We start from the raw sequence: 22,007 nt of genomic DNA, 5'->3' as shown, positions 1-22,007 counted from the left end.
CAATCTGGGTCAGGCGCTTCCGGGCGCGGCGCTAGCCGGCCCGGGGCCTTGAAGCAGGATGCTCAGCGGCGCTTGGCCATGGCATCGATGAAACGATCGAACAGAGGCGCGACATCGGTCGGGCCGGGGCTCGCTTCAGGGTGACCCTGGAAGCTGAACGCGCTCTTGTCGGTGCGCTCGATACCCTGCAGGGTGCCGTCGAACAACGACTTGTGGATGGCGCGGACGTTGCCCGGCAGGGTAGCCTCGTCAACGGCAAAGCCGTGGTTCTGGCTGGTGATCATGACCACGCCGGTATCCAGGTCCTGGACCGGGTGGTTGGCGCCGTGGTGGCCGTGGCCCATTTTCACGGTCTTGGCGCCGGAGGCCAGGGCCAGCAGCTGGTGGCCGAGGCAGATGCCGAACACCGGGATCTCGGTCTCGAGGATTTCCTTGATCGCCTGGATGGCGTAGTCGCACGGCTCGGGGTCGCCAGGACCGTTGGACAGGAACACGCCGTCCGGGTTGAGTGCCAGCACTTCGCTGGCTGGGGTCTGGGCCGGCACCACGGTCACGCGGCAGCCACGGGCGACCAGCATGCGCAGGATGTTCAGCTTGACGCCGTAGTCGAAGGCGACCACGTGGTAAGGCAAGTCGGCAGCTTCGATGGTCGGGTGGCTGTCGGTCTTCAGCTCCCACACGCTGGAGCGCCACTCATAGCGCTCCTTGGTGGAAACGACCTTGGCCAGGTCCATGCCCTTCAGGCCAGGAAAGGCACGGGCAGCGGCGATGGCGGCTTCTTCGCTGATGTTGTCACCGGCAAGGATGCAACCGTTCTGGGCGCCCTTTTCACGCAGGATCCGGGTCAGGCGACGGGTGTCGATGCCGGCGATGGCGACGACGTTGTTGGCCTTGAGGTACTCCGGCAGCGACTGGGTGTTACGCCAGTTGCTGGCCAGCAGCGGCAGGTCACGAATGACCAGGCCAGCGGACCAGACACGGTTCGACTCGGCGTCTTCCGGGGTAGTGCCGGTATTGCCGATGTGCGGGTAGGTCAGGGTAACGATTTGCTGCGCATAGGAAGGGTCTGTAAGGATTTCCTGGTAGCCGGTCATAGCGGTGTTGAACACCACCTCACCAACGGTCTGACCGTCGGCACCGATGGCTTCACCGCGAAAAATACTGCCGTCGGCAAGGGCGAGTATGGCTGGCTTTGTCAAGAAGACCTCCCGTTAATCAAGCATGAAAGGGCGATCGCAGGTTGCAAAAAAGCGGAGTGACGTATGGACACGTCACCCCGCTTTCATGTGCTGAATTCAATTCGCTGCGCGCTTTTAGTGGACACACTAAAGCTGTAGCTTACAGAAAAGTGCGTTTTCGGTCTACCGCAGATGTGCCTCTAAAACATATCAATGCGACAAGCTGGCATTTGTCGGCTCTTCGCGGGTAAACCCGCTCCTACAAGGACTGCGCAAAGCCTGAAACCTGCATGAACCCTGTGGGAGCGGGTTTACCCGCGAAGAAGCCGACACCAATCTGCAGGTCAGTGCAGCTCGAGCACGTCCTGCATGTCATACAGCCCAGGCTCACGCCCATCCAGCCACAGCGCCGCACGCACGGCGCCCTTGGCGAAGGTCATGCGGCTGGAAGCCTTGTGGGTGATTTCCAGGCGCTCGCCTTCTGCTGCGAACAGAACGGTGTGATCACCTACCACATCGCCGGCGCGTACAGTGGCGAAGCCGATCGTCTTGCGGTCACGCGCGCCAGTCTGCCCTTCGCGGCCATACACGGCCACTTCCTGCAGATCCCGGCCCAGCGCATTGGCAACCACTTCACCCATGCGCAACGCAGTACCCGATGGGGCATCGACCTTGTGCCGGTGATGTGCCTCGATGATCTCGATATCGACATCATCGCCCAACACCCGGGCAGCCAGGTCAAGCAGCTTGAGGCTGAGGTTCACACCCACGCTGAAGTTGGCAGCGAACACAATGGGGATGTCCTTGCCAGCCTCAGCCAGCAGCTGCTTCTCTTCAACCGTAAAACCGGTGGTGCCGATGATCATCGCCTTACCGTGCTTGCGGCAGAATGCGAGGTTTTTCAGGGTTACCGAAGGGTGAGTGAAGTCGATCAGCACGTCGAATTCGTCGGCGACCTTGGCCAGATCGTCGGACAACAACACGCCAATCCGACCAAGAGCTGCCAGCTCACCGGCATCAGCCCCAACCAGCGAGCTGTCAGGGCGATCGATCGCCGCCGTCAATCCCGCACCCGGCGTTTGTTGCACGGCTTCGATAAGGGTCTTGCCCATTCGCCCTGCCGCACCCATCACTGCAATACGTCGCATAGCCTTATCCTTGTCAGAGGTCGCCGAAGAAGCGCTTCACGCCATCGAACCAGCCACTGGCCTTTGGCGAGTGGGAGCTGTCGCCTTCCAGCGAGTCACGCAGCTCTTCGAGCAGCTCGCGCTGGCGGCGGCTGAGATTGACCGGGGTTTCCACCGCCACGCGGCACAACAGGTCACCAGCACCACCACCGCGCACCGGGGCAACGCCCTTGCCGCGCAGGCGGAACTGCTTGCCGGTCTGGGTGCCTTCGGGGATCTTCAGCTTCACGCGACCATCGAGCGTGGGCACTTCCAGCTCGCCGCCCAGGGCGGCATCAGTGAAGCTGATCGGCACTTCGCAGTACAGGTGCTTGCCATCACGCTGAAAGATCTCGTGCTCACGCACATTGATCACCACGTACAGATCGCCGGTCGGGCCGCCATGGGTACCGGCCTCGCCCTCGCCCGACAGGCGGATACGGTCGCCGGTATCGACACCCGCCGGCACCTTGACCGACAGCGTCTTGTATTCTTCGACACGACCTTCGCCGTGGCACGAGGTGCATGGGTCGGTGATGATCTTGCCCTGGCCATGGCAGCGCGGGCAGGTTTGCTGCACCGAGAAGAAGCCCTGCTGCATGCGCACCTGGCCGATACCGCCACAGGTCGGGCAGGTCGACGGCGTGGAACCTTTCCTGGCCCCCGAGCCGTCGCAAGGCTGGCAGTTGACCAGGGTAGGCACGCGGATACTGACCGTGGTGCCACGCACCGCTTCTTCCAGGTTCAGCTCCAGGGTGTAGCGCAGGTCGCTGCCACGCTGGGCGCCGCCACGTCCACCGCCGCGGCCACCACCGAAGAAGTCGCTGAACACATCGCCAAAGATGTCGGAGAAGTTGGCACCGCCGAAACCGGCACCACCGCCACCCATGCTCGGGTCCACGCCAGCATGACCATACTGGTCGAACGCCGCGCGCTTGCTCGCGTCAGACAGCACTTCGTAGGCCTCGTTGGCCTCCTTGAACTTGTCTTCGGACTCTTTGTCGCCGGGGTTGCGGTCAGGGTGGTACTTCATCGCCAGACGGCGATAGGCCTTCTTGAGGTCAGCTTCGCTGGCGCCGCGCTCGACACCCAGGACCTCATAATAATCACGCTTGGACATAGGTCATTTGCACCTTGTTGGGCGTCTGGCATCTGCGCCACGCCATCAGCACCTGCCGTTGGCCCACCTGGGCCGCTGACAGATGCTGTAAAGATTCTCGAATTCCAGATACGCCAACGCGGGAGCAAGCCCCCGCGCGGCGACATCCTACCAGCTCCCCGGCAAACGACGGTGAACTGGCCGACAACATGCAGGGATTACTGCTTGTTGTTGTCTTTCACTTCTTCGAACTCGGCGTCAACCACGTCGTCGTGCTTGGCTTCCGGCTCGGCGTGCTGCGCGCCACCCTGAGGCTGTTCTGCCGACTGCTCGGCGTACATCTTCTGGGCAACCGGTGCTGAAACCTTGGACAGCTCTTCGACCCTGGCGTCGATGGCAGCCTTGTCGTCGCCTTTGACAGCGGCTTCCAGGGCAACCACGGCAGCCTCAATGGCAGTTTTCTCTTCGGCGGTAACCTTGTCACCGGCGTCAGCGACCATCTTGCGGGTCGAGTGAACCAGCGCGTCACCCTGGTTACGGGCAGCGGCCAGCTCTTCGAACTTGCGGTCTTCCTCGGCGTTGGCCTCGGCGTCGCGCACCATGCGCTCGATTTCTTCGTCCGACAGGCCGGAGTTGGCCTTGATCACGATCGACTGCGACTTGCCGGTGGCCTTGTCTTTCGCGCTGACGTGCAGGATGCCGTTGGCGTCGATGTCAAAGGTCACTTCGATCTGCGGCACGCCACGCGGAGCCGGCGGGATGTCAGCCAGGTCGAACTTGCCCAACGACTTGTTCTGGGCAGCCTGCTTGCGCTCACCCTGCAGCACGTGAATGGTCACGGCAGCCTGGTTGTCGTCGGCAGTCGAGAACACCTGCGACTTCTTGGTCGGAATGGTGGTGTTCTTCTCGATCAGCGAAGTCATCACGCCACCCATGGTTTCGATACCCAGGGTCAGCGGGCTGACGTCCAGCAGCAGTACGTCCTTCACGTCACCGGCCAGTACGGCGCCCTGGATGGCAGCACCCATGGCCACGGCTTCGTCAGGGTTGACATCCTTACGGGCTTCCTTGCCGAAGAAGTCGGCAACGGCTTTCTGTACCATCGGCATACGGGTCTGGCCGCCGACTAGGATCACGTCGTCGATCTTGGCGACGTCGATGCCAGCGTCCTTCAGGGCGATACGGCACGGCTCGATGGTGCGCTGAACCAGGTCTTCGACCAGCGACTCCAGCTTGGCGCGGGAGATCTTCACGTTCAGGTGCTTCGGACCGGTCGCGTCTGCAGTGATGTACGGCAGGTTGACATCGGTCGACTGCGAGGACGACAGTTCGATCTTGGCCTTCTCGGCAGCTTCCTTCAGGCGCTGCAGAGCCAGCGGATCGTTCTTCAGGTCCATGCCGGACTCTTTCTTGAACTCGTCGACAAGGTAGTCGATCAGGCGCATGTCGAAGTCTTCACCACCGAGGAAGGTGTCACCGTTGGTGGCCAGCACTTCAAACTGATGCTCACCGTCGACTTCGGCGATTTCGATGACCGATACGTCGAAGGTACCACCACCCAGGTCGTAGACGATGACGGTGTGGTCGCCCTTGGCCTTGTCCATGCCGTAGGCCAGCGCAGCGGCGGTCGGTTCGTTGATGATGCGCTTCACGTCCAGGCCGGCGATGCGACCGGCGTCCTTGGTGGCCTGGCGCTGGCTGTCGTTGAAGTAGGCCGGAACGGTGATGACCGCTTCGGTGACGGGCTCGCCGAGGTAGTCTTCGGCGGTCTTCTTCATCTTCTTCAGGACTTCGGCGCTGATCTGCGGTGGCGCCATGTCCTTGCCGCTGGCCTGTACCCAGGCGTCGCCATTGCTGGCCTTGACGATCTTGTATGGCACCAGCTTGATGTCTTTCTGCACGACGTCTTCTTCGAAGCGGCGGCCGATCAGGCGCTTCACTGCGAACAGGGTGTTGTGCGGGTTGGTCACAGCCTGGCGCTTGGCCGACTGACCAACCAGGATTTCGCCGTCATTGGCGTAGGCGACGATCGAAGGGGTGGTACGCGCGCCTTCGGCGTTTTCAATGACCTTGACGTTACCGTTTTCCAGAACGGAGACGCACGAGTTGGTGGTCCCCAGGTCGATACCGATGATTTTGCCCATGTTAACTCTCCCGAGACTTGAATTTGGTAGCAGCGGCTACTGTGGCCAACTGCGGTAATACTTGAAGGCTTGACACCTAGATGGGGATGCCCGGAAGGATTTCAAGCCTTTTCATCGATAGAGGGTTGCGGCGCGCTTGGCGCCTTGCTGACCACCACCATGGCGGGGCGCAGCAGACGGCCATTGAGCAGGTAGCCCTTCTGGAACACGTTGAGCACGCTGTTCGGCTCCACCTCGGCGTTTTCCTGCATGGCCATGGCCTGGTGATGCTCAGGGTTGAACGGCTGGCCGTGCGGGTCGATGGCTTCGAGGTTGTAGCGCTTGAGGGTGTCCTGGAACATCTTCAGGGTCAGCTCCACACCTTCGCGGATCTGCTTGACGTTCTCGTCTTCGGCACTGGAGTGGGCCAGGGCCAGTTCCAGGCTGTCGATCACCGGCAGCAAGTCGCCGGCGAACTTCTCCAGGGCGAACTTGTGGGCCTTCTCGACATCCTGCTCGGCACGGCGACGCGCATTCTGTACGTCGGCAACGGCGCGCAGCGCCTGGTCCTTGGCTGCGGCCAGCTGTTCCTCGAGTTCCAGAACACGGGCGTCAGCAGCATTGCCTGCACCGGCTTCTTCCACGTTAAGGTCTTTCTCGTTCAGCTGTTCATCAGCCATGGGGTCTCTCCTGCGCAAATTTGTGGACTGCGAGCCACGCTCGCCTTGGATGTCGGCTATATGGGGCCGGAAAAACCAGCTTCAAGGGGGCAAGGTGGTTTTCCGCCCGGCAACACAATCCGGCAAAGGGCATTGGCAGGCCTGAAAAAAGTACTGTATAAATAACCAGACCTGACTTTCGGGAGCTGCCCTCATGCTGGTGCACCTGTCCATTCACAACTACGCCATCGTCGAACACCTCGACCTCGAGATCGCCCGCGGCATGTCCGTCATCACCGGCGAAACCGGCGCCGGCAAATCGATCATGCTCGATGCCCTCGGCCTGGCCCTGGGCGACCGGGCCGACAGCGGCGTGGTACGCCCCGGCACGGACAAGGCAGACATCCTTGCCACCTTCGACCTGGTGGACATTCCCGAGGCCCATGCCTGGCTGGCCGAGCGCGACCTGGACAACGACGGCCTGTGCATCCTGCGCCGGGTGATCACCGCCGAAGGCCGCAGCCGCGGCTACATCAACGGCACGCCCTGCCCGCTCGGCGACCTCAAGGCGCTGGGCGAACTGCTGATCGACATTCACAGCCAGCATGAGCACCAGTCGCTGCTGAAGCCCGACACCCATCGCCGCCTGCTCGACGAGTACGCCGGCGCCGTCGACCTGGCCCGCCAGGTGCAACTGGCTGCCAAACGCTGGAACCAGACCCGCCTGGAACTCGAGCGCCTGTCCAATTCCGGCGACGAGCAACGCGCCCGCCACCAGTTGCTCAGCTACCAGCTGGAAGAGCTGGACAACCTCGGGCTGGGCGAGCACGAACTGGAACACCTGGAGCAGGAACACAAGCAACTGACCAGCGCCGAAGCGCTGTTCGGCATATGCCGCCAGGTTATCGACCAATGCAGCGAAAGCGACTCGGGCAACGTACTCAGCGCCCTCACCGCCAGCCTCAATCGCCTGGGAGCCGCCACTCATTCGCCCAAGGCACTGAACGAAGCGGCCAACCTGCTTGCCAGTGCGCAGATCCAGGTCGAGGAAGCCATCGGCGAGCTCAACCGCTTCCTCGACAACTTCGACGCCGACCCCATGCGGCTACAGGCCCTGGAAGAACGCCTCGACACCATCTATACGCTGGCGCGCAAACACCGCGTGCACCCCACCGAGCTGCCTCACCTGCAGCAGCAACTGATGGAGGAGCTGGAGGGCCTGAATGCCAGTGACGAATCGATCGAGCGCCTGGGCGAAGAGCTGACTGCCTTCGCCCACCACTATCAAGAGAAGGCTCGCGAGCTCAGCGCCCTGCGCCAGCAGGCGGCGCAACAGCTGGCAGTGGCGGTAGAGCAGGAGATCCAGCGCCTGGGCATGCCCGGTGGGCGCTTCTGCATCGCCCTGACGCCAAACGAGGGCGACGACCTGTCACCGCATGGCCTGGAACAGATCGAACTGCTGGTCAGCGCCAACCCCGGCCAGCCGCTCAAGGGCCTGGCCAAGGTTGCTTCGGGCGGTGAGCTGTCGCGCATCAGCCTGGCGATCCAGGTCATTACCGCGCAGACGTCGCGCATCCCCACCCTGGTATTCGACGAAGTCGACGTTGGTATTGGCGGGCCAACTGCGGAAATCGTCGGTCAGCTGTTGCGTCGCCTGGGCGAACGCGGCCAGGTGCTGACCGTGACTCACCTGCCGCAGGTTGCCGCACAAGGGCACCATCACTTGTTCGTGCACAAGGTGCGTAACAGCGATACCACCCACACTGCCGTGACCAGCCTGGGCAAGCGCGAGCGGGTCGAGGAAGTAGCGCGGATGCTCGGTGGCATCGACCTGACCAAGGAATCCCTGGCGCATGCGCGCAAGATGGTTGTGAGCGGCAAAGCCTGAGCCCTGATTTCCAGGCCTCTTCGCGGGTAAACCCGCCCCCACAGGATATTCACCGAGCCTGAGGCCTGTGCAATACCTGTGGGAGCGGGTTTACCCGCGAAGAGGCCGGAACAAACGACATACTTCTCAGCCCCCAAAAGCACAAAGGCGACCCGAAGGTCGCTTTTGCCATTCATAACGATAGAAAATCGTTACTTCTTCTTACGCACGTACAGAACCAGATTGTGGTCCACCAGCTCATAGCCATGCTCGGCCACGATTTCGCGCTGACGCTTCTCGATCTCGGCATCCATGAACTCGATGACCTCACTGGTATCCACGTTGACCATATGATCGTGGTGGCCACCGTCAGCCAGTTCAAATACTGCGTGACCGCCGTCGAAGTTGTGGCGAACCACCAGACCCGCCGCTTCGAACTGGGTCAGTACGCGATAGACGGTGGCCAGGCCCACGTCTTCGCCAGCCTCCATCAGCGCCTTGTAGACATCCTCGGCGCTCATGTGACGCTGCTCGGTCGAGTCGAGCATCTGAAGGATCTTGACTCGAGGCAGGGTCACCTTGAGACCGGCTTTGCGCAATTCGCTATTTTCAACCATGGTCAGCTTTCTCGCCGATGCTGCTTCGCAGCTTCTCTTAATACGGGTATGATCGGGGTTTACGTTGTCCAGCCAAGATAGTGGAAGTCGCCCACCGATGCAAAACACCAAGCTCTTGCTAACCAGCCTCACCCTAGTGGGACTGCTCGCACTCGCCGGTTGCTCGTTTCCCGGGGTTTACAAAATCGACATCCAGCAGGGCAATGTCGTTACGCAAGACATGATAGACCAATTGCGCCCCGGAATGACCCGTCGGCAAGTAAGGTTTATCATGGGTAACCCGCTGATCCAGGATACCTTCAACACCAATCGCTGGGATTACCTGTACAGCATTCAACCAGGTGGCGGTAAACGTCAGCAGGAACGCATGAGTGTGTTCTTCAATGACAGCGACCAACTGGTCAGCCTGTCCGGTGACTTCATGCCAGGCGTCAGCCGTGACCAGGAAATCCTCGGTGGCAGCGGTGACACCACCGTCAGCCCGGCCAACCAGCCAGCGCAACCAGCCGTGCAGCCTGAAGAAAAACCGGCCAAGCCGGGTTCGGTGGAAGAATCCATCCAGCGCGAGATCGACACCATCGAGACCACCCCGGTGCCAACCCCCGCGCCGCTGGAAACCTCGCCCCAGTAAGCGGCGAGCAGGTACAAAAAAGCCCGGACCAGATCCGGGCTTTTTATTGCCGTTGTTTCAATCAGCTATTCAGCTGCTTGGCACGCTGGCAGAACGCATCGACCAAGGTGTTGGCCGCCTGGTTGAACAGCGGGCCCAGCGTGGCGCGCACGATCGGCCCGGCGTAATCAAAGGACAGGTCCAGGCTGATCTTGCAGGCCTTTTCACCCAACGGCTTGAATACCCATAGGCCATGCAACTGGGTGAATGGCCCTTCTTCAAGGTTCATCTCGATGGACTGCCCCGGCACCAGTACATTACGCGTGACGAACTGCTGGCTCATGCCGCCCTTGGCCACTTCCAGCTTGGCGCGCATCTGCGTGTCGCTGGCTTCAAGTACCGTGGAGTCAGAGCACCAGGGCAGGAAATCCGGGTAGCTGGCGACATCGTTGACCAAGTCGTACAGCGCCTTGGCGGGGTATGGCAGCAGGGCGGAGCGTTGAATATGGGTAGTCATCCAGGCGTCACTTCCAAGGCTGGGTGGCGGTGCTTCGCAGCGTGCCGAAAACAGTTTGTGTAGCTATGACAGCGTTCGTATTGTCCGGTATTCATTCCGGTGGCTCAAGCACACCGAAATCCCATAGCGGACGACGCGTCGACTTGCCTATAATGCCGCCCCTATGGCTAAGCAAAAAAAACATCCGACCGGGACCATCGCGCAAAACAAGAAGGCGCGACACGATTACTTCATCGAACACAAGTTCGAGGCCGGGCTGGTCCTGTCCGGCTGGGAAGTAAAAAGCCTGCGAGCCGGCAAGGCGCACCTGACTGACAGCTACGTGCTGCTGAAGGACGGTGAAGCCTGGCTGTTCGGCAGCCACATCACCCCGCTGACCACGGCCAGCACCCACGTCATCGCCGACCCTATCCGCACGCGCAAGCTGCTGCTGAACAAGCGCGAGCTCGAGCGACTGGAAGCGGCCGTGGCGCAAAAAGGCTACACCTGTGTGGCCCTGGCGCTGTACTGGAGCAAGCACCTGATCAAGTGTGAAATCGCACTGGGCAAGGGCAAGAAGGAATTCGACAAGCGCGACACCATGCGCGAACGCGATTCCAACCGCGAGCTGCAGCGGGCCGTGCGCAACAAGGGCAAGGTAGACTAAGTCTTAGGTTGCTCATGCGGGCCTCTTTGCAGGGCAAGCCCGCTCCCACAATGACAGCGTCGAGCTCGAAAATTGTGGGAGCGGGCTTGCCCCGAAGAGGCCCGCAGTGCCACAGCCAATCTCAGCGCCCGCTACGCCGCTCCGCACGCGCCACCCGTTGCGCTTCCTCCTGCGCCTCTTCCAGCACCTCCTGCACATACAGAATGTGCCGGCTGGACACCTCTCGCGCGTCGTCCGCCCTGCCCTCGACAATCGCCAGGTACAGCTCCCGGTGCTGGCTGATCAGCATGTCACGGGTCTCGGCCCGTTGCTGGTACATGCCGCCGATGTTGGTCACCACGTTGCGCTTGAGCAGGTCGAACAAACCACGAATGGTGTGCAGCAGCACGGCGTTATGGCTGGCCTCGGCAATCGCCAGGTGGAAGCGCGCATCGGCTGCGCCTTCTTCTGCCCGGGTCACTTCATCGACCCGGGCATAACAGTCCTGCAACGCATCGAAGGCCGCCTTCAGCCGCGCCCGGTCCGGCTCGGTGGCGCGCTGGGCGGCGTAATAGGCGCAGGACGCCTCCAGGGTATGGCGAAACTCGAGCAGGTCGCGCTGCGCCTCGGCACTGTGCTCGAGCAATTGCAGCAACGGATCGCTGAAGGTCGACCCCAGCGACTCGGCAACATAATTGCCCCCGCCCTGACGACTGACCAGCAGCCCCTTGGCCACCAGCTTCTGGATCGCCTCACGCAGTGACGGGCGGGACACACCGAACTGTTCGGCAAGGACGCGCTCGGCCGGCAGCCGCTGCCCGGAGGTCAGCGTGCCTTCCAGAATCATCCCCTCCAACCGATCGACGATGTCGTCGGACAGGCGCCGCTGGCGGACCTGATCAAAAACCATCACATGCTCTCCACAAACCCCCGGCAGATTTCCGGGGCCTCTATTCTCGCCGATCCAGGGCTGCGCAAACACCATCAGCTAGCGATTTTCCCGGCTCATCAGATGCCCGCTCATCGGCACTCGACCAAAGTTTTGCACAGGACAAATTGACACACCCCCGACAGCGCTTTTAACCTAGCGACCAGTCATTGTAAATTGGTCTTACCAATTATCCAATGCCAGTGCCTGACCAACAACAATTAGGGGCCACCCCATATGCAAACCTGGCAACAATTCTATAGCCCGCTTGGTAGTCTCGGCCTGTCCGCGCTGGCGGCGGTCATTCCCATCGTCTTCTTCTTCCTTGCCCTGGCCGTGTTCCGCCTCAAAGGCCACGTGGCAGGCAGCATCACCCTCGCATTGTCGATCCTGGTGGCAATCTTCGCCTTCCAGATGCCTGTCGACATGGCATTCGCCGCCGCGGGGTATGGCTTCCTCTATGGCCTCTGGCCAATCGCCTGGATCATCGTTGCCGCGGTGTTCCTGTACAAACTCACGGTCAAGAGCGGCCAGTTCGAAGTGATCCGCAGCTCGGTGCTGTCGATTACCGACGACCAGCGTCTGCAAGTGCTGCTGATCGGTTTCTGCTTCGGCGCCTTCCTGGAAGGCGCAGCGGGCTTTGGCGCACCGGTGGCAATCACTGCCGCGCTGCTGGTAGGCCTGGGCTTCAACCCGCTGTACGCCGCCGGCCTGTGCCTGATCGCCAACACCGCGCCAGTGGCCTTCGGCGCCCTGGGCATCCCGATTATCGTGGCCGGCCAGGTCACCGGTATCGACGCTTTCCACATCGGCGCCATGACCGGTCGCCAGCTGCCCCTGCTGTCGCTGTTCGTACCGTTCTGGCTGGTGTTCATGATGGATGGCGTGCGTGGCGTCAAGGAAACCTGGCCTGCCGCCCTGGTTGCCGGCCTGAGCTTCGCCGTCACCCAGTACTTCACCTCGAACTTCATTGGCCCGGAGCTGCCGGACATCACCTCGGCCCTGGCCAGCCTGGTCGCCCTGACCCTGTTCCTGAAAGTCTGGCAGCCCAAGCGCGCGTTCGCCGAAGCCAAAGGCAGCGTGGGCGCCGCCGTGGTGCAGCCAAGTGGCAGCCAGCCAAGCCCCTACAGCCTTGGCGAGATCTTCAAGGCCTGGTCGCCGTTCCTGATCCTCACCGTACTGGTCACCATCTGGACGCTGAAACCGTTCAAGGCGGCCTTCGCGGCGGGCGGCTCGATGTACGACTTCGTGTTCAACTTCGCCATCCCGCACCTCGACCAGCTGGTGGTCAAGGCTGCGCCGATCGTGGCTGCGCCAACCGCCATGCCGGCCGTGTTCAAGCTTGACCCGATCTCCGCCACCGGCACCGCGATCTTCCTCTCGGCGCTGATTTCCATGGCGGTGCTGAAGATCAACTTCAAAACTGGTCTGACCACTTTCAAGGAAACCTTCTGGGAACTGCGCTGGCCGATCCTGTCGATCGGCATGGTGCTGGCCTTCGCCTTTGTCACCAACTACTCGGGCATGTCTTCGACCATGGCCCTGGTGCTGGCCGGTACCGGCGCGGCGTTCCCGTTCTTCTCGCCGTTCCTCGGCTGGCTGGGCGTGTTCCTGACCGGCTCGGACACGTCGTCCAACGCCCTGTTCGGCTCGCTGCAAGCCACCACCGCGCACCAGATCGGGGTCAACGACACCTTGCTGGTTGCTGCCAACACCAGCGGCGGGGTAACCGGCAAAATGATTTCGCCGCAATCGATCGCCGTGGCTTGTGCCGCCACCGGCCTGGTCGGCAAGGAATCCGACCTGTTCCGCTTCACCGTCAAGCACAGCCTGTTCTTCGCTACCATCGTCGGCCTGATCACCCTGATCCAGGCCTACTGGCTGACCGGCATGCTGGTCCATCACTAAAGTGAAAGGGGCCGGGCGCCCTGGCGCGCCCGGCAATCCCCACAAGCAACGCTGCGAGAATCCATGATCATTTCCGCCTCTACCGACTATCGCGCCGCGGCCCAACGCAAGCTGCCTCCTTTCCTGTTCCACTATGCCGACGGCGGCGCCTACGCCGAGCATACCCTGCGCCACAACGTCTCCGACCTGGCCGGCATCGCCCTGCGCCAGCGCGTGCTGAAGAACATGTCAGAACTTAGCCTCGAGACCCGCCTGTTCGACGAAACCCTGAGCATGCCGGTGGTCCTGGCCCCGGTCGGCCTCACCGGCATGTACGCCCGCCGTGGCGAAGTGCAGGCGGCACGCGCGGCGGCGGCGCATGGCATTCCGTTCACCATGTCCACCGTGTCGGTGTGCCCGATCGAGGAAGTGGCGCCAGCCATCGACCGGCCGATGTGGTTCCAGCTGTACGTGCTCAAAGACCGCGGTTTCATGCGCAATGCCCTGGAGCGGGCCAAGGCCGCCGGGGTCAAGACCCTGGTGTTCACCGTCGACATGCCCACCCCCGGCGCCCGCTACCGCGACGCCCACTCCGGCATGAGCGGCAAGCACGGCCCGCTGCGCCGCGTGCTGCAGGCCATGACCCACCCCGAGTGGGCGTGGGATGTCGGCGTGATGGGCCGCCCACACGACCTGGGCAATATTTCCGCCTACCGTGGCAACCCTACCGGCCTGGCCGATTACATCGGCTGGCTGGCCAACAACTTCGATCCGTCGATTTCGTGGAAAGACCTGGAGTGGATCCGCGACTTCTGGGACGGCCCGATGATCATCAAAGGCATCCTCGATGCCGATGATGCCCGCGATGCGGTCAGGTTCGGTGCCGACGGCATTGTCGTGTCCAACCACGGCGGCCGTCAGCTCGACGGCGTGCTGTCCAGCGCCCGCGCCCTGCCGGCGATCGCCGACGCGGTCAAAGGTGAGCTGAAGATCCTGGCTGACTCGGGCATCCGCAGCGGCCTCGACGTGGTGCGCATGATCGCCCTGGGTGCCGACACCGTGCTGATCGGCCGTGCCTTCCTCTACGCCTTGGCCGTACACGGCCAGGCCGGGGTGAAGAACCTGCTGGAGCTGTTCGAGAAGGAAATGCGCGTGGCCATGGTACTGACCGGTGCCAAGTCGATCAGCGAAATCACTCGCGACTCGCTGGTACGCGAACTGGGCGCCTGACGCCTGCAAGAACGACCGCCTGATTGACCCGGGGCATGTGGTGCACAGATGCCACAGCCCCGCGAGGAGACTGCATGAGCCTGCCTGCCGCGTTCCTGCGTGATGCCGAGCGCCTGATCCCCGCCGAACGCCGTTTCGATGACCCCACCGCCACCCTGGCCTTCGGCACCGACGCCAGCTTCTACCGGCTGATCCCCAAACTGGTGGTACGCGTCGAGTCAGAAGACGAAGTGGTCGGTCTGATCAAACTGGCCCAGCGCGAGCGGGTGCCGGTGACCTTCCGCGCCGCCGGCACCAGCCTGTCCGGCCAAGCCATCAGCGACTCGGTGCTGATCGTACTTGGTGACAACTGGAACGGCCGCGAAATCCGTGGCCAGGGTGAACAGATTCGCCTGCAGCCAGGGGTAATCGGCGCCCAGGCCAACGCCTGGCTGGCCCCGTTCGGGCGCAAGATCGGCCCCGACCCCGCCTCGATCAACGCCTGCAAGATCGGCGGTATCGTCGCCAACAATGCCAGTGGCATGTGCTGCGGCACCGCGCAGAACACCTATCACACCCTGGCCGGCCTGCGCCTGGTGCTGGCCGATGGCACGCGCCTGGACAGCGAAGACCCGGCCAGTGTCGCCGCCTTCGAAGCCAGCCACGCCGAGCTGCTGCAAGCGCTGGCCGGCCTGGGCCGCGAAACCCGTGCCAACACCGCGCTGGCCGAGCGCATCCGCCACAAGTATCGGCTGAAAAACACCACCGGCCTGTCGCTGAATGCACTGGTCGACTACGACCAGCCGCTGGACATCCTGCAGCACCTGCTGGTCGGCTCCGAAGGCACTCTCGGTTTCATCAGCGCAGTCACTTACAACACCGTACCCGACCACCCGCACAAGGCCAGCGCCTTGCTGGTGTTCCCCAGCGTCGAAAGCTGCTGCCGCGCGGTGACCGTGCTCAAGCAGCAACCGGTCTCAGCTGTGGAATTGCTTGACCGCCGCAGCCTGCGCTCGGTGCAGGACATGCCCGGCATGCCGCTGTGGGTAAAAGGCCTGTCGGACAATGCCTGCGCCCTGCTGATCGAATCACGCGCCGCCAGCCAGACCCTGCTGCACGAGCAGCTGCAACAGGTAATGGCCTCGATCGCCGTCTTCCCGCTGGAACAGCAGGTCGACTTCAGCGAAGACCCGGCCGTGTACAACCAGTTGTGGAAAATCCGCAAGGACACCTTCCCCGCCGTCGGCGCCGTGCGCCAGACCGGCACCACGGTGATCATCGAAGACGTCACTTTCCCGGTCGAGCAGCTCGCCGAAGGTGTCAATCGGCTGATCCAGCTGTTCGAAAAGCATCGCTATGACGAAGCGATCATTTTCGGCCATGCGTTGGAAGGCAACCTGCACTTCGTCTTCACCCAGGGCTTCAACAGCGCCGCGGAAGTCGCCCGATACCAGGCGTTCATGGACGATGTGGCACAGCTGGTGGCGGTGGAGTTCGGCGGTTCGCTCAAGGCTGAGCACGGCACCGGGCGCAACATGGCGCCGTTCGTCGAGCTGGAATGGGGCAGCGACGCCTACCAGCTGATGTGGAAACTCAAGCGCCTGCTCGACCCCAACGGCATCCTCAACCCGGATGTGGTGCTGAGTGAAGACCCGGACATCCACCTGAAAAACCTCAAGCCGCTGCCCGCCGCCGACGAGATCGTCGACAAGTGCATCGAGTGCGGTTTCTGCGAGCCGGTGTGCCCCTCCAAGGGCCTGACCCTCAGTCCGCGCCAGCGCATCGTCATGTGGCGTGATATCCAGGCCAAGCAACGCGCCGGCATCGACACCCGGGAACTGCGCCGGACCTATCAGTACCAGGGCATCGATACCTGCGCCGCCACCGGCCTGTGCGCCCAGCGCTGCCCGGTTGGCATCAACACCGGCGAACTGGTGAAGAAACTGCGCAGCCAGGCCGCTGGCCACGCCAGGGCCGCCGACTGGCTGGCCGACAATTTCCACACCGCCCTAAGCGGCGCGCGCCTGACCCTGACCGCCGCCAATACCGCGCGCAAACTGCTCGGTGCCCCGCGCCTGGGCCGCTTGAGCGCCACGTTGAGCAAGGCCAGCAAAGGCCGCCTGCCACAGTGGACCCCGACCATGCCGCAACCCCTGCGCCCGCTGCCCGTCGGGCCGGCCAGCCACGACGCCCGCCCGCGCGTGGTGTACCTGGCCGCCTGCGTTTCACGGGTGATGGGCCCGGCCTATGCCGACCGCGAGCAAAGCTCGCTGCTCGACAAGACCCGCGGCCTGCTGGAAAAGGCCGGCTACCAGGTGGTGTTTCCCGACAATGCCGACAGCCTGTGCTGCGGCCAGCCGTTCGCCTCCAAGGGCTACCCCGAGCAGGCCGAACACAAACGCCAAGAGCTGATCAATGCCCTGCTGCACGCCAGCCGCGGTGGCCTCGACCCGATCTACTGCGACACCAGCCCGTGCACCCTGCGCCTGGTTCAGGACCTGGGCGAAAGCCGGCTGGACCTGTACGACCCGGTGCGCTTCATCCGCACCCATCTGCTCGACCGCCTGGAGTTCACCCCTCAGGACGAGCCCGTGGCCGTGCACGTGACCTGCAGCACCCAGCACCTGGGTGAAAGCCAGGCGCTGATCGATCTGGCACGGCGTTGCAGCAAGCAGGTGGTGATCCCGGAAGGCATTCATTGCTGCGGCTTTGCCGGTGACAAAGGCTTCACCACCCCCGAGCTCAACGCCCACTCGCTGCGCAGCCTCAAGGACGCGGTGCAGTATTGCAACGAAGGCATCTCCACCAGCCGTACCTGCGAGATCGGGCTGTCCAGCCACAGCGGCATCGACTACCACGGCCTGGTCTACCTGGTCGACCGCGTCACCCGCCCACGCAGCATCTGAGGTCAACACAGTCCCTTGTGGGAGCGGCCTTGCGCCGCGAAGGGGCCGCAAAGCGGCCCCGTGATTTCAGCTCCACCGCATGAACCCTGGGGCCGCTGTGCGGCCCTTTGCGGCGCAAGGCCGCTCCCACAAGACCCGCGCCTGGCGCCAGAGCCCCACCGTCATTTCACCCAGCCATCATCCGATTGAACCCCCGCCATTCCCCCGCAGTCCACCTTACAGGCCCACCTTCCAGAGGCCCCAGAGGAGACTCCCATGAAAGGTACCGCGCTTTCGGCCCTGTTCGCGGCCGCCACCCTGCTGGCTTCACCGGTGTTTGCCGCCGAAGACCTCTGCGCCACCAACCTGCAGAAGATCGACGACAGCATGACCACCGCCGGCGCTACTTCCGAGGGCCTGGACAAGGCCATCACCGAGCAGGTCGACAAGGCCAGGGCGGCCAAGGCCTCAGGTGACACCAAGGAATGCATCGCCATCACCAGCAAGGTGCTGGAGCGCCTGGAAAAAACCGAGAAAGGCAGCGGCAGCAGCAGCGGCAGCGGCTCGTGACGCCGAGCGCGGGCGACGGGCCCTACTGTCGACGTCGCCCGCGCAATGGCGTATACTCCACCTCACGTGCCGTAAGGTACGTTAGCTTAGAGCTAGTGTGGGGCCGATTAGGATTCGACGCCGGTAGCGAAACTCTAGGTGCATGCCGAGTTGGTAACAGAACTCGTAAATCCACTGTTGCAACTTTCTATAGTTGCCAATGACGAAAACTACGAGGGTTACGCTCTCGCTGCGTAAGCAGCTGAGCCCGCTCTCCTGGTAGCTTCGGCTCCAGCAATCATCAGGGGATGCCTGTAAACCCGAAATGATTGTCATACAGAACAGGATCGTCGTGTAGCACGTTGGGGGCAAAGCGACTAAAACTTACCCAACTCGTCCAAAGCACCCTGCCCGTCGGGCGGCTGCGGATTAACTCAGTAGACACGGCTAAGCATGTAGTACCGACAGCGGAGTACTGGCGGACGGGGGTTCAAATCCCCCCGGCTCCACCAAATTGCAAAGAAAAAGACGCCCCAGGGCGTCTTTTTTTGTGTCTGGATTTTGTGGGCGAGCCCCCAAAAAATCAGATTTATCCCCTTCCTTGTAGGCCGTTTCCCAAAGATACTCCCAGCGCCTGTTTTCCGTTGCGGTCGTTATTTCAGGGTTTTAGGCTCGGTGGGTCGTTGCACATCAACGACCAGCTTTGACAGGCTGATAACGACCAAACACACGGTTTTGCCTATGGCGGCTGTGTGTGGGGCACCTCGTGTGCGCCGGTTTGGTCTTCACCGGTCTGTCAACCCATACACAGCTGCCACCACTTGTTTGACAGCAAGCGCTGGTCGCTCCACTGAGGACCAAATAATGCTGAAGATCGTCCCCGACCCACCCCATCACCTCCACTCTCTGGAAGACACCCTCATGCTGGCCTCGGACTACGCGCTCTGTGCAGAAGCGGTAGCCCAACAGGCAGTAATGATGCAGCCGCGATCACCAGTATCGCTATTGATCATGGCATCGATGCACGAGCTTGAAGCCCTGCGCAAATTGCTCGACTCAGCACTGGCACAAATACAAAAACCAGCGGATTCGCAAGCAGTGCACTGACGCAAACCAGGGAGATTGAACATGGCCACCGAAGACGACAAATGCACCGTCGGTAAAACCATCTTCTACCAAGGTGAAAACCAGACCCACCCACTGTTCCGCATCGAACCCGGCATCCCCTGCCAGAACGCCCGTGAACAAGCTTCGGAACTGATGGGCTATGCGCGTGACCTGACCATCGACGGCCTGATGGAAGACAAACCGAAACTGATCTGGGCTGCGCATTACCTGTGTGCCTTGGGCAAGGCGCTGCTGGATGATGCCGAATTGGGCATGATGCGCTGAACATGTCACGGCCCTGCTTCGTGCAGGGCCATTGGCAAAGTCACATCCAGAATTTCACTTGCACACGCCCGGCAATTCGGTGTCGGGCCAGCATGCGGCGCCCTCAGCCTTACCAGCTATAACTCAGCTTGGCCGTCACCTCCCGCCCCGGGTTGTAGTAGTTCGCTGTCCCTGAGCCCACCACATGCTGCTCGTCAAACAGGTTGCTGACGTTCAGCGCCAGGTCGGTACCCTTGGCGATCTGGTAATTGAGCGCAGCGTCGAACAACGTAGTGCCATCGCTCTTCTTGGTGTTGGCCGCATCCATGTAGTAGGCCCCCACATAGCGCGCCCCGAGGCCAACGCTCACGTCGGTGCCTGGAATGCTGTAGTAGCCCCACAAGGAACCCGAGTGCTTCGGCGCCGTGGCGAATTCGTTGCCCTTGAGTGACGAGCCGTCATACAACGCCCCGCGCAGCACCTCGGACTGCATGTACGAGTAGGCGCCAATCACGCTGAAGTCCTGGGTGACCTGTGCCTTGGCTTCCAGGTCCAGGCCGCGCACGCGTGATTCGCCCACCGTTTGTTGCTCGATGATGCCGCTGGGCAGCACCACGGCGATGGTGACGTTCTCCTGGGTCAGGTCATACACCGCAGCCGAGAACAACGCGTCCATGCCCATCGGCGAATACTTCACGCCCACTTCGTACTGCTTGCCCGTTTGCGGTGTGACGCCAACCTGTGGCGGCGATACGGACTCCACCATGCTCACATAGGTGGAAACCTCGTCGTTGACGATATAGGTCAGCGCAGCGCGGTAGGAGGTTTCCGAGAAGTTGTCCTTCTCTTCCTGGACACCGCCGACGTATTCCTTGCTCGACAGGTCCATCGAGTCATTGCGCACGCCGGCAGTGGCGATCACACGGTCGTAGAACGACAGGTTCTGCTGGAGGAAAACCGCCTTGGTAGTGGCATCGTTCTTCTGCCGGGTATAAGGCGTAAGGCCGCCCGGTACGCCGGTGAATACCGGGTTGGCAATGTCGATGGAGGGCGCCAGGCCATAGATCGAGCTTTGTTTGGTAGTCGAATCGAGATACTCGACACCGACCAACGTGCTGCTGTCGACATGCTCGAACTGCGCATCGTATTGCAGCATCAGGTTGCCGTTGAGCTGGTCGGCATCGCTGTCGGTGCCGAACACGTAGCGCGGGATGACGGTGCCGACCCGCGAAGGGCTGTCGCTCAGGTAGGCGTAGCCGAAGTCATCGGTCAACTCGCTGTAACGCAGGTTGCTGCGCAGCACAAAGCCATTGTCGAAGTCGTGGGTAATGTTGCCGCTGAGGCTGGTGCGCTCCACGTCATGGAAGTTGTAGCCTGGCTCACCATAGAAATCGCTGCGGTCGTATTCCTTGTCCAGCGGATAGCCACCGCTGTTCGGCGAACTGTTGGTTTTCAGGTAGTCCACGATCATCGTGGCCGACGTATAGTCCGTGGGCGCCCAGGTCAGCCCGCCCATCACGAAGCGGTTGTCATCCTGGGAGTGGTCATACTCACGGTCGCTGTTCTGCATCTTGGCGGTGAAGCGGCCGGCCAAGGTCTTTTCCTCGTTCAGCGCATCGCCGACATCGATGCCGGTTTCGGCATGGTCGAAAGAGCCGTACGTCACGTAGCCTTGGCCAAACTGCTCGAAACGCGGCTGCTTGCTCACGAAGTTGACCGAGCCTCCCGGATCTGCCGGGCCAAACAGCGTTGAGTTGGCGCCGCGCAATACCTCGATGCGCTCGTAAGCGTAAGGGTCTTCACGCACACCCCGCATCGAGCTCAAGGTCAGGCCGTCACGGTAGGTGGTGGCCTGGAAGCCACGGATCAGAAAGTAGTCGTTGCGGTCGTCCGAACCGTAGTAATCGCTGACGACCCCCGGCGTATATTGCAGCGCTTCTTCCGTGGTGCTGACACTGCGTTGCTGCATTTCCTTGCTGGTGACCACAGACACGGAAGCCGGCGTATTGAGAATGCTGGTGGCCACCTTGCCGCCCACCCACAGCTCCTTGGCGACCACCGAGTTGCTGTCATCGTCGGCGCTGGCCTTTACCTTGGCGTTGATGATGACCGGTGCCAGGCGGTAGTCCTCGCTGGCGCCAAGTTCCAGCGGGCCGGCAGGCGCGGGTTGTGGCGCCACGAAGTAGGAGCCTGGCCCTTGTTGCACCGCCTGAAGCTGGGTGCCCTGCAGCAATGACGAAAGTGCAGCCGAGGTGCCCAGCGTTCCCTGCACCCCGGCAGTGCTGCGGTTGGCCACGGTCTGTGCATCGAAGGACAGGCTGACACCTGCCTGGCGGGCAAAGCGGTCAAGCGCTGGTGCCAGCGGGCCAGCAGGAATATTCCACTGCTGTAGCTGGCTGTCGGGCTCAGAGGTTGCAGGTTGCGCTAGCGCAGGTAGCGCACAACTGCTGACAACCAGGCCCAGGAAAACACCGTGCAAAGCACGGCTCAAGGGATGGCGCTGTGGAACCGGGGTCGAACTCATTTTCTCGCTCCGTAGAGGGATCGGCAGACTGGCCTGTATTCCGGCCTTCACTACCTGCCGAACGAGAATGAGAAATCACCTCATTTATTTTCAAGATTGTCTCGCTCGCGGTGAGACTTTTTGATTGCGGTAACCTGAAAAAACAAAGGGCACCCTCCATCGGTGCCCTTTGCCTTACCGCCAGGTGAACCCA

At 62.0% G+C, this 22,007-nt stretch carries 18 protein-coding genes and 1 other RNA gene; 10 read left to right on the top strand and 9 right to left on the bottom strand.

Annotation, left to right across the window (positions count from 1 at the left end):
- Positions 1–62 precede the first annotated feature (62 nt).
- The 5 genes from carA to grpE form a co-directional block, all read right to left on the bottom strand.
- A complete protein-coding gene (carA, locus tag B4L76_RS06655) occupies positions 63–1,199 on the bottom strand; it encodes a glutamine-hydrolyzing carbamoyl-phosphate synthase small subunit (protein ID WP_013974294.1) in 1,137 nt (378 codons plus the stop codon).
- A gap of 323 nt (positions 1,200–1,522) precedes the next feature.
- Complete coding sequence (gene dapB / locus B4L76_RS06650; RefSeq protein ID WP_016712092.1) at positions 1,523–2,326, bottom strand: 4-hydroxy-tetrahydrodipicolinate reductase; 804 nt, start codon at positions 2,324–2,326, stop codon at positions 1,523–1,525.
- Between the two features lie 13 nt (positions 2,327–2,339).
- Complete coding sequence (gene dnaJ, locus B4L76_RS06645) at positions 2,340–3,464, bottom strand: molecular chaperone DnaJ (protein ID WP_296231351.1); 1,125 nt, start codon at positions 3,462–3,464, stop codon at positions 2,340–2,342.
- Between the two features lie 197 nt (positions 3,465–3,661).
- Positions 3,662–5,587: a molecular chaperone DnaK gene (gene dnaK / locus B4L76_RS06640; RefSeq protein ID WP_296231350.1), complete on the bottom strand. Its 1,926-nt coding sequence runs from the start codon at positions 5,585–5,587 to the stop codon at positions 3,662–3,664.
- A gap of 101 nt (positions 5,588–5,688) precedes the next feature.
- On the bottom strand, positions 5,689–6,246 hold the full coding sequence (gene grpE / locus B4L76_RS06635; protein ID WP_296231349.1) for a nucleotide exchange factor GrpE: 558 nt from the start codon (positions 6,244–6,246) through the stop codon (positions 5,689–5,691).
- A 193-nt stretch (positions 6,247–6,439) separates the two neighbouring features.
- Between grpE and recN the strand changes: the two genes are divergently transcribed.
- Positions 6,440–8,113 (top strand): DNA repair protein RecN, encoded by a 1,674-nt coding sequence (gene recN, locus B4L76_RS06630; RefSeq protein ID WP_296231348.1) that lies wholly within the window; start codon positions 6,440–6,442, stop codon positions 8,111–8,113.
- 191 nt (positions 8,114–8,304) lie between these two features.
- Here recN and fur read toward each other — a convergent pair whose 3' ends face one another.
- Entirely contained in the window at positions 8,305–8,709 is a 405-nt protein-coding gene (gene fur / locus B4L76_RS06625) for a ferric iron uptake transcriptional regulator (RefSeq protein WP_012274258.1), read from the bottom strand.
- A gap of 97 nt (positions 8,710–8,806) precedes the next feature.
- On the opposite strand from fur, the gene B4L76_RS06620 reads away from it, so the two are divergent.
- Positions 8,807–9,340, top strand: a complete 534-nt coding sequence (locus B4L76_RS06620) for an outer membrane protein assembly factor BamE (protein ID WP_296231344.1) — start codon at positions 8,807–8,809, stop codon at positions 9,338–9,340.
- Between the two features lie 61 nt (positions 9,341–9,401).
- Here the strand turns inward: B4L76_RS06620 and B4L76_RS06615 are convergent, their stop codons facing one another.
- Positions 9,402–9,836 carry a type II toxin-antitoxin system RatA family toxin gene (locus tag B4L76_RS06615; RefSeq protein WP_186672852.1) on the bottom strand — a complete coding sequence of 145 codons (435 nt, stop codon included), beginning with the start codon at positions 9,834–9,836 and terminating at the stop codon, positions 9,402–9,404.
- 163 nt (positions 9,837–9,999) lie between these two features.
- Here B4L76_RS06615 and smpB point away from each other — a divergent pair, with 163 nt between their 5' ends.
- Complete coding sequence (gene smpB / locus B4L76_RS06610) at positions 10,000–10,482, top strand: SsrA-binding protein SmpB (protein WP_289131206.1); 483 nt, start codon at positions 10,000–10,002, stop codon at positions 10,480–10,482.
- Between the two features lie 121 nt (positions 10,483–10,603).
- On the opposite strand, the gene B4L76_RS06605 is transcribed toward smpB, so the two are convergent.
- Positions 10,604–11,371 carry an FCD domain-containing protein gene (locus B4L76_RS06605; protein ID WP_296231340.1) on the bottom strand — a complete coding sequence of 256 codons (768 nt, stop codon included), beginning with the start codon at positions 11,369–11,371 and terminating at the stop codon, positions 10,604–10,606.
- A 255-nt stretch (positions 11,372–11,626) separates the two neighbouring features.
- Between B4L76_RS06605 and B4L76_RS06600 the strand changes: the two genes are divergently transcribed.
- The 7 genes from B4L76_RS06600 to B4L76_RS06570 all read left to right on the top strand — a co-directional run bounded on the left by B4L76_RS06600 (position 11,627) and on the right by B4L76_RS06570 (position 19,311).
- Complete coding sequence (locus tag B4L76_RS06600; RefSeq protein WP_296231338.1) at positions 11,627–13,297, top strand: lactate permease LctP family transporter; 1,671 nt, start codon at positions 11,627–11,629, stop codon at positions 13,295–13,297.
- 63 nt (positions 13,298–13,360) lie between these two features.
- Positions 13,361–14,506: an FMN-dependent L-lactate dehydrogenase LldD gene (lldD, locus tag B4L76_RS06595; RefSeq protein ID WP_296231335.1), complete on the top strand. Its 1,146-nt coding sequence runs from the start codon at positions 13,361–13,363 to the stop codon at positions 14,504–14,506.
- A 74-nt stretch (positions 14,507–14,580) separates the two neighbouring features.
- Positions 14,581–17,391: an FAD-binding and (Fe-S)-binding domain-containing protein gene (locus B4L76_RS06590; RefSeq protein ID WP_296231333.1), complete on the top strand. Its 2,811-nt coding sequence runs from the start codon at positions 14,581–14,583 to the stop codon at positions 17,389–17,391.
- Between the two features lie 255 nt (positions 17,392–17,646).
- The gene (locus tag B4L76_RS06585) at positions 17,647–17,940 is read left to right on the top strand and encodes a hypothetical protein (protein ID WP_296231331.1); all 294 of its coding nucleotides are present in this window, start codon (positions 17,647–17,649) and stop codon (positions 17,938–17,940) included.
- Positions 17,941–18,039: 99 nt separating this feature from the next.
- Positions 18,040–18,431, top strand: a transfer-messenger RNA (tmRNA) gene (ssrA, locus tag B4L76_RS06580).
- Between the two features lie 352 nt (positions 18,432–18,783).
- Positions 18,784–19,026: a hypothetical protein gene (locus B4L76_RS06575; RefSeq protein ID WP_296231330.1), complete on the top strand. Its 243-nt coding sequence runs from the start codon at positions 18,784–18,786 to the stop codon at positions 19,024–19,026.
- Between the two features lie 21 nt (positions 19,027–19,047).
- A complete protein-coding gene (locus tag B4L76_RS06570; protein WP_296231329.1) occupies positions 19,048–19,311 on the top strand; it encodes a DUF3077 domain-containing protein in 264 nt (87 codons plus the stop codon).
- A gap of 109 nt (positions 19,312–19,420) precedes the next feature.
- Here the strand turns inward: B4L76_RS06570 and B4L76_RS06565 are convergent, their stop codons facing one another.
- Positions 19,421–21,814 (bottom strand): TonB-dependent siderophore receptor, encoded by a 2,394-nt coding sequence (locus B4L76_RS06565; protein ID WP_296231327.1) that lies wholly within the window; start codon positions 21,812–21,814, stop codon positions 19,421–19,423.
- Positions 21,815–22,007 lie beyond the last annotated feature (193 nt).

Origin of the sequence: Pseudomonas sp. UBA4617 (assembly GCF_002386445.1) — a bacterium.
In the GTDB taxonomy this organism is placed as follows: domain Bacteria; phylum Pseudomonadota; class Gammaproteobacteria; order Pseudomonadales; family Pseudomonadaceae; genus Aquipseudomonas.
The sequence above is the reverse complement of the archived record's forward strand: the minus strand, read 5'-3'. Positions and strand labels throughout refer to the sequence as shown.

Excerpts from the sequence above, each read along its gene's own strand:
- dapB (WP_016712092.1), bottom strand. The coding sequence starts at position 2,326 with ATGCGACGTATTGCAGTGATGGGTGCGGCAGGGCGAATGGGCAAGACC.
- dnaJ (WP_296231351.1), bottom strand. The coding sequence starts at position 3,464 with ATGTCCAAGCGTGATTATTATGAGGTCCTGGGTGTCGAGCGCGGCGCC.
- dnaK (WP_296231350.1), bottom strand. The coding sequence starts at position 5,587 with ATGGGCAAAATCATCGGTATCGACCTGGGGACCACCAACTCGTGCGTC.
- grpE (WP_296231349.1), bottom strand. The coding sequence starts at position 6,246 with ATGGCTGATGAACAGCTGAACGAGAAAGACCTTAACGTGGAAGAAGCC.
- recN (WP_296231348.1), top strand. The coding sequence starts at position 6,440 with ATGCTGGTGCACCTGTCCATTCACAACTACGCCATCGTCGAACACCTC.
- fur (WP_012274258.1), bottom strand. The coding sequence starts at position 8,709 with ATGGTTGAAAATAGCGAATTGCGCAAAGCCGGTCTCAAGGTGACCCTG.
- B4L76_RS06620 (WP_296231344.1), top strand. The coding sequence starts at position 8,807 with ATGCAAAACACCAAGCTCTTGCTAACCAGCCTCACCCTAGTGGGACTG.
- B4L76_RS06615 (WP_186672852.1), bottom strand. The coding sequence starts at position 9,836 with ATGACTACCCATATTCAACGCTCCGCCCTGCTGCCATACCCCGCCAAG.
- smpB (WP_289131206.1), top strand. The coding sequence starts at position 10,000 with ATGGCTAAGCAAAAAAAACATCCGACCGGGACCATCGCGCAAAACAAG.
- B4L76_RS06605 (WP_296231340.1), bottom strand. The coding sequence starts at position 11,371 with ATGGTTTTTGATCAGGTCCGCCAGCGGCGCCTGTCCGACGACATCGTC.
- B4L76_RS06600 (WP_296231338.1), top strand. The coding sequence starts at position 11,627 with ATGCAAACCTGGCAACAATTCTATAGCCCGCTTGGTAGTCTCGGCCTG.
- lldD (WP_296231335.1), top strand. The coding sequence starts at position 13,361 with ATGATCATTTCCGCCTCTACCGACTATCGCGCCGCGGCCCAACGCAAG.
- B4L76_RS06590 (WP_296231333.1), top strand. The coding sequence starts at position 14,581 with ATGAGCCTGCCTGCCGCGTTCCTGCGTGATGCCGAGCGCCTGATCCCC.
- B4L76_RS06585 (WP_296231331.1), top strand. The coding sequence starts at position 17,647 with ATGAAAGGTACCGCGCTTTCGGCCCTGTTCGCGGCCGCCACCCTGCTG.
- B4L76_RS06575 (WP_296231330.1), top strand. The coding sequence starts at position 18,784 with ATGCTGAAGATCGTCCCCGACCCACCCCATCACCTCCACTCTCTGGAA.
- B4L76_RS06570 (WP_296231329.1), top strand. The coding sequence starts at position 19,048 with ATGGCCACCGAAGACGACAAATGCACCGTCGGTAAAACCATCTTCTAC.
- B4L76_RS06565 (WP_296231327.1), bottom strand. The coding sequence starts at position 21,814 with ATGAGTTCGACCCCGGTTCCACAGCGCCATCCCTTGAGCCGTGCTTTG.